This is a genomic window from Bartonella sp. AP1QHHD (assembly GCF_042196265.1).
In the GTDB taxonomy this organism is placed as follows: domain Bacteria; phylum Pseudomonadota; class Alphaproteobacteria; order Rhizobiales; family Rhizobiaceae; genus Bartonella.
In genome coordinates this window covers 1-7,506 of the sequence record NZ_JBHIPW010000052.1, presented here as the reverse complement: position 1 = coordinate 7,506, position 7,506 = coordinate 1, and the positions used below count along the sequence as shown (strand labels likewise).

Annotated in this window: 1 protein-coding gene and 2 pseudogenes; all 3 read left to right on the top strand. The window is 37.4% G+C overall.

Annotated elements, in window-relative coordinates; genetic code table 11:
- Positions 1–1,471, top strand: a pseudogene (locus ACFIME_RS05115) (hypothetical protein); the annotation flags it as partial.
- Complete coding sequence (locus ACFIME_RS05110; protein ID WP_375684603.1) at positions 1,395–4,943, top strand: Vomp family autotransporter; 3,549 nt, start codon at positions 1,395–1,397, stop codon at positions 4,941–4,943. The pseudogene ACFIME_RS05115 and the gene ACFIME_RS05110, both read left to right, overlap by 77 nt.
- Positions 4,944–5,547: 604 nt before the next feature.
- Positions 5,548–7,506: pseudogene (locus ACFIME_RS05105) on the top strand (hypothetical protein); the annotation flags it as partial.

Genomic DNA, 7,506 nt, shown 5'->3' with positions numbered 1-7,506 from the left:
TATTTTTGCTGGTAATAAACAAGTTTATGGAGTGGCAGCGGGGAGTGCAGAGACTGATGCGGTTAATGTTGCACAGCTGAATGAAGTAAAAAATCAAATAGCAGGAAATGGTCTTGTTAAATGGGATGAAGAACAGAAACTTATCACCATTGGTAAGGAAAAAGATGGTACGAAAATTGATGTTGCAGGCAGTGGGGGAGACCGTAGTATTTCTGGTGTAAAGGCCGCAGAGAGAGACAATGAAGCCGTTAATAAAAAACAACTCGATGGTGAAATTGCAACTATTACTGATACTATTAACAATATTAAGGAGGGTGGTGCTTTTGCAGTTCTCTACGATAAGAATGGTGATAGCAGTGTTAATTATAACAGTGTGACTTTAGGTGGCGGTAAGAGTACAGGAGCAGTTGCTCTTTTGAATGTCAAAGATGGAAAAATTGCTAAAGATTCGCATGATGCTATCAATGGTAGCCAGATTAATACAATATCCGGAGATATTGCAAAGTTTTTTGGCGGGGGGACTGTATTTCAAGATGGTTCTTTTTTAGGACCAAGATATAATTTATCTACTGTTTCTGCAGATGGTACTGTAGGACAGAAGGTACATACTGATGTTGACTCAGCATTGACAGGGCTTGATGACAATGTCAAAAATGTAAATAGTCGTTTGACGCATGTTACTAATGAGTTTACTCAGAAAATTGATGGTATTTCTAAAGGTTCTCTATTATGGAGCAATAATGAGCAGGCATTTGTGGCACAGCATGGAGACGGAAAAACCAATAGCAAAATTAAGTTTCTTGCCAATGGAGACATTACTGAAGATTCAACCGATGCAGTAAATGGTTCGCAGCTCTTTGCTACTAATCAGAATGTTAACACTGTTACAAATAATCTGACAACAATTGCTAAAAATATATCAAAGTATTTTGGTGGTGGTGCAGACGTATCTAACGGTAAGGCTCCCACTTACACTATTCAGGGTAAGCCACATAATGATTTTGGATCTGCTTTTAGTACTGTTGATAATTCTATCACGAATATACAAAATCAGATTACGAATGCGACAAAAAATAGCCTTGTTAAGCAGGAGGAAAATGAAGGTACTATCACTGTTGGTAAAGCAACAGGTGGGACTAAAATCAATGTTGCAAACAAATCTGGTGAAAATAGGATAATTTCTGGTGTGAAGGCAGCTGTAAATGGTAATGAAGCTGTTAACAAAGACCAGCTTGATAAAAGTATCGAGAAGATTTCTAATGATATTAATCTTACAAGTGCTGCTGCAGTTCTCTACGATAAAGAAAACGGTACCGTTAATTATGGTAGCGTAACTTTAGGTGGGGTAGATAACCAAGTCCCCGTTGCTCTTCATAATGTTAAAGATGGGAAAATTGCTGAAGATNAAAATATCTGGAGATATAGCAAATTATTTTGGTGGTGGTGCCTCGTTCGAAAATGGTGCTTTTAAAGGACCAAACTATAGTTTATCTGTTATTGTTGAAGATGGTCAGGTGGCAAAAGCCAATTATCATGACGTTGGCTCAGCTTTGAGTGGTCTTGATGCAAATGTGAAGAGTGTGAATACGCATCTGACGAATGTGGTAAAAGATGTCAATGAAAAAATCACGAATATTACACAAGAAGTCAAAGGGGACGCTTTGTTGTGGAGTAATGATGAGCAGGCATTTGTTGCTCTCCACGGAGAAGGACAGAAGACAAACAGCAAGCTTACCTCTCTTTTGAATGGAGACATTTCTGAAGATTCAACGGATGCAGTAAATGGTTCGCAGCTCTATGAAACTAACCAAAAGATTAGTAAGTTGGGTAATGGCTTTGACGGTATAAGTACAAATATATCGAAGTATTTTGGTGGTGATACAGATATAGCTAACGGTAAAGCGCCAACCTATACGATTCAGGGCACTACACATAATGATGTTAGTTCTGCTTTTAGTTCTGTCAATAATTCTATCACGGAGATTTCTAATCAGATTACGAATGCGACAAAAAATAGCCTTGTCAAGCAAGAGGAAAATGAAGGGGATATCACCATTGGTAAGGAAAAAGGTGGAACGAAAATTGATATTACAGGCAGTGGAGGAGCTCGGACTATCGCGGGCGTGAAAGCTGCAGAGAACGATGATGAAGCAGTTAATAAAAAACAACTCGATGAAAGCATAGGAAAGATTAACAACAATATTGAGAATATAAGTGCCTCTGCGGTTTTTTACGATAAAAATGATGATAGCACTGTCAATTATGAGAGTGTAACTTTAGGAGATAATAAGGTTAACGGGCAAGTTGCTCTTCATAACGTCAAAGATGGAGAGATTTCCGATCAATCGCATGATGCAATTAATGGTAGCCAGATTAATAAAATATCCCAAAATGTTGCTGAATTTTTTGGTGGTGGGACCTCATTCGAGAATGGAGTCTTTAGAAAACCGAGATATAATTTAACTACTATTGAAGCAGATGGTACAGTAAAACAGAAAGAACATAATGATGTTGGATCGGCTTTGTCAGGGCTTGATACAAATATCAGGATTGTTAATCAAAATTTGATCAGTGGGTTTAATGATGTTGCTAAATATTTTGGTGGTGGAGCAGGATATGATAAAAATGGAGAATGGCATTCTCCTACTTTCCGAGTTTATCATATCGGCGATAATGGTGCTGTCTCTAAGAAGCCTTATCAAAACGTTGCTGATGCTTTTGAAGGTGTGAACAATACTTTCACAAATATTCACAATCAAATCTCTGATATAACAAAAAATAGCCTTGTGAAGCAGGAGGGAGAAGACGGTCTTATTACTGTTGGTAAAGAAACCGATGGTACAAAAATAAGTATTGCAAATAAAGATAATCAAGAGAGAACACTTTCCGGTATAAAAGATGGAGAAATCTCTCAAGCATCAAAAGAAGCAGTAAATGGTTCACAGTTCTTCAAGGTTGCTCAAAATACATCGAAATATTTTGGTGGTAGTACAGATGTATTGAATGGTATAGAACCATCTTTCCTTATTCAGGATAAGGCATATAATAATGTTACAGATGCATTTACTGGTGTGAATGTTTCTATCAATAAGATTGATAATAAAATTTCTGATTTGGAAAAAAATAGTTTAGTTCAGCAAGAAGGAGGTGCATCGGGTATTATTACCATTGGTGCGAAAACAGCTGGTACTGAAATCAATATTGCAGGATATGCTAAGGTAGCACGTTCCATTTCTGGTGTTAAGGCAGCAGAGAAGGGGGATGAAGCTGTTAACAAAGACCAACTTGATAAAAGCATAAAGGATATTACGAAAGATATTGAGACAGTAACTGCTGCTGCGGTTCTCTATGATAAGAATGACGATAATAGTGTTAATTATGGTAGTGTAACTTTGGGCGGCGATAAGAACAACGGACCAGTGGCTCTTCGTAACGTGAAAGATGGTAGCATTTCTGAAAATTCCAACGATGCAATCAATGGTAGTCAGATTAATAAAATATCAGCAGATATTGCAAAGTTTTTTGGCGGTGGTGCAAAGTTCATTAACGGTGCTTTTGAAGGGCTGAAATATACTTTATCCGCTATTGTAGGTGGTGAAGTAGGGAAGGCTAATTTTTACAATGTTGGTGATGCTTTAACAGGTCTTGATAATAATGTTCAAGATGTGAATCAACGCTTAACGAATGTATCCAATGAGTTTAATCAGAAAATTGAAAATTTCTCTAAAGATGCTTTACTGTGGGATGATGAAGAAGAAGCATTTGTTGCACGTCATGAAAAAGATGGGCAGAAAACAAACAGCAAATTGAAGTATCTTTTAGATGGTGAGATTGCTCAAGGTTCAACAGATGCCATTACGGGCAACCAACTTTATTCCATGAATAACCAACTTGCGAATTATTTCGGTGGCGGTGCCAAATATGAGAATGGCAAATGGACAGATCCTACTTTTAAGATTGTTCAAGTCAATGCTGATGGTACGACTGTTGAGAAAGAGCACCATAATGTTGCTGAGGCGATTGGTGGTGTTAATGGCGGTATGGTAAACATAAATAACCGTATTAATGATGTTATCAACAAGGTCGATTCAGATGTTTTAAAGTGGAATGATAAAGAAAAAGCCTATGATGCCGGTCGCGATGGAAAGCCGAATAAAATTATCAATGTAGCTGATGGTAAAGTTGAAAAAGGTTCGAAAGATGCGGTTAATGGTGGACAACTTTGGGAAACCAATGAACGTATTACTGGTGTTGAAAAAGATGTTAAGCATCTTACCAACAGAGTTGATAACATTTCCAATACGATTGCTGATATTGGTGATACCGTTCTCAATATTGATGCCAAAGTTGATAACATCAATAATAGAGTTGACGACATTGAAGAGGGTGCTGTTCGTTATGATAGAGATGAAAACGGCAAAAAAACCAATAAAATCACATTAGCGGGGGGGGATGCCAGTGAACCTGTTCTGATTGATAATGTAGCTGATGGTAAAATTGAAAAAGGTTCGAAAGAGGCTGTAAATGGTGGTCAACTTCATGATTATACTAAAGAACAGATGAAGATTATTCTTGATGAATCCAAGCAGTATACAGATCAACGGGTTAATAATATTGTGATTGATGCGATTGATGATGCTGTTGATCGGGCTAAGCAATATACAGATATGAAGTTTGATGTTTTAAACTATAGTATTGAGAGTGTGAAAAAAGAGGCAAGACAAGCAGCGGCTATTGGTCTTGCGGTGTCTAACTTACGCTACAATGATACACCTGGAAAATTAAGCGTTGGATTTGGTACTGGTTTATGGCGTAGTCAGTCTGCATTTGCCTTTGGTGCAGGTTACACCTCAGAAAATGGAAAATACCGCTCTAACATATCCGCAACAACTTCTGGAGGTCACTGGGGTGTAGGTGCGGGATTCAATATGACATTGAATTGATAATAAACAAAATACATAAAAAATTCCTTTCACCCCTGTCTCATGAGGCAGGGGTGAATTGTTGTTACGTATGTAAAAATACATATATATATAAATTGATAAGCGCTATAACGATAAATACAGGTTTAAAAAACAGAAAAACCGGACGATTTCAACAAAATGAACTTCTTATTTCAAAATAAGATAATGAGTTTTTTCATAAATTATAAGTCCATTATTTTCTGCTTTAACTTTTAAATCTAAAAAATCTTCCACTCTCTAAAAATCTATTAAAAAACTTTCTAGTAATACAAAGGTATATATTTAAATGTATTTCAATTTTACTGGAGGAAGTTATAAAAACAATATACTAAACCAATTCTACCCCTTGCAAAAAACAACCAACAGGTTTAAAGATTAAAAAAACCAACCACCACAAGAAAACTTACCTTTTTAGGAAAGGTAAGAGAACAAAGCACGTTAACTACAAAACATCAACTTCTCTATCTTTTCAATCAGTCCTTAAGCTTTTGAATATATTTAGAAAAACCAATTTCAGAGAACTTTGTAGCGTTTAAATGTGTTTTTTTGTGGTTATAGTTATTTTTTCATTGGGGAGTTCATTATGAAAAAATTATATACAAAATTAGTAGGGAGCGATTTAAAATTTTCTCGTTTTTCTTTTGTTAAAGTTCTTTCATTGGCTACAGCGGCTACATTTTTATCGAATGTTACACCTGTTTTTTCAGCAAATCCTGATTTTAGAAACACCTTTCTCGAAGGTGTTAACAGTGCTGGTGTCTCTTATCCGCAAAGCATTATCTCTGTTGCTGGTTTGAATACTTCTTCTGTTTCAAAAGACAATTATTTAACAGCACTCAATCAAGCGGGATTAGAAAAGATTAATGCTGTCGATGACTATGCAAATTTTTTAACTAAAACCCTCTCTGGTGTAAGTGATTATAGTCCTGTCGTGAATGTTTTGATGGCGGATAGCAAAAATGTATTGGCAAGAACCCTAGATGCAGGAGGGCAATATAAAAAGTCTCTCGTCAGTCCACGGTCATTTGTGGTTGATAGCTCTTTAAACCAACAGCTTGCACAGGATGATGAAAATACAGATATTATTAATGTGTCTAATATCTTACGGAGTGGTTCAACAGAGGGAATGCAACGTGATGTATCGGGAAGTAATGTCATCTTTGGTGAAGATATTGATGCGAAAACCGTGGACAGTGTTGTTATTGGTTATAAAGCGAAGGCGGTATTAGCTGAAGGAGATAAAAAGCTAGCGGCATCTGTTATCATAGGTTCTAAATCTGAGATCCATAGAGGTGGATCCGTTGCTGTTGGTGCAGATATAGTGGCACTAAAGAATGATGCGGTTGCTGTTGGTCGTTTTGTACGGGTGGAGGTGGACAGCGGTACAGCTTTAGGCTTTAAATCGCAAGTGAAGGTAGTAGGGGGTGTTGCTATAGGAAGCAATTCTGTAGCCAATAGGGCTGCTGGTGTTCCGGGTTATACTTCTGTGCTGCAGGGACCTACAACGAATGAGGTATCTTATTGGAAATCTACATTAGGTGCTGTTAGTGTTGGTGATGCTGATACTAAAAAAACGCGCCAAATTACAGGTGTAGCGGCTGGTAGTGAAGATGCAGACGCAGTGAATCTAAGACAATTGCAAGATTTAGAAGATGTCGTAAGAAAAAATGGTTGGAAACTCTCTGTCGGTGGAAAAGATGCTAAAACAGTCATTATGGATAGCGGAGTAGATTTTTCCACTGGCAGTACCAATCTTAACATTACAAAAGGCGATAAGGATAATAATGTAAAATTTGATTTAGCTAAAGATGTTGTATTAACGAGCTTAAAAGCAGGGACGAATACCTTAGATGCAACAGGTCTGGTAATTACTGATGGACCGAAAATAACGACCGCGGGCATTGATGCTGGAGGTAAAGAGATAAAGAAAGTTAAGGCTGCGGCACTCACTGAGACTTCACAACAAGCAGTGAATGGTTCACAGTTATTTGCAACAAATAATGAAATTGCTGATGTAAGAGATAGTATCCTTGTTAAGCAAGAACAAGAAGAAGAAAATAGATTAGCGCGTAGTCTTCGTGCAGGGGGAACAGGTGTTATCACCATTGGGAAAGGAACTGGTGGCAATGAAGTCAGCATTCTGAATAAAGATAATGAGAAACGGAAAATTTCCGGTTTATTAGGTGGCGATCTCAGTGCAAATTCAGATGAAGCGGTTAATGGCTCACAGCTGTTTACTACAAATCAAAATGTTACAATTGTAGCCACGAATATAGCTAAGTATTTAGGTGGTGGCGCTAAATATGAAAGTGGCGCATGGACTGCTCCTAAATTCACTGTTAAGTCCGTTAAGGATGATGGCGAAACAGAAAACAAAGAATATCCTGATGTAGCTTCCGCCTTTGAGGGTGTAGGTACTTCTATCACAAATGTAAAAAAAGAGCTTACCAAGGTTGTAGGTGATAGCCTAGTTAAACAGGATACAGACAGCAAGACTATCAAGATTGGTGCGGAGACAGATGGTGCTACGATCAATATTGCA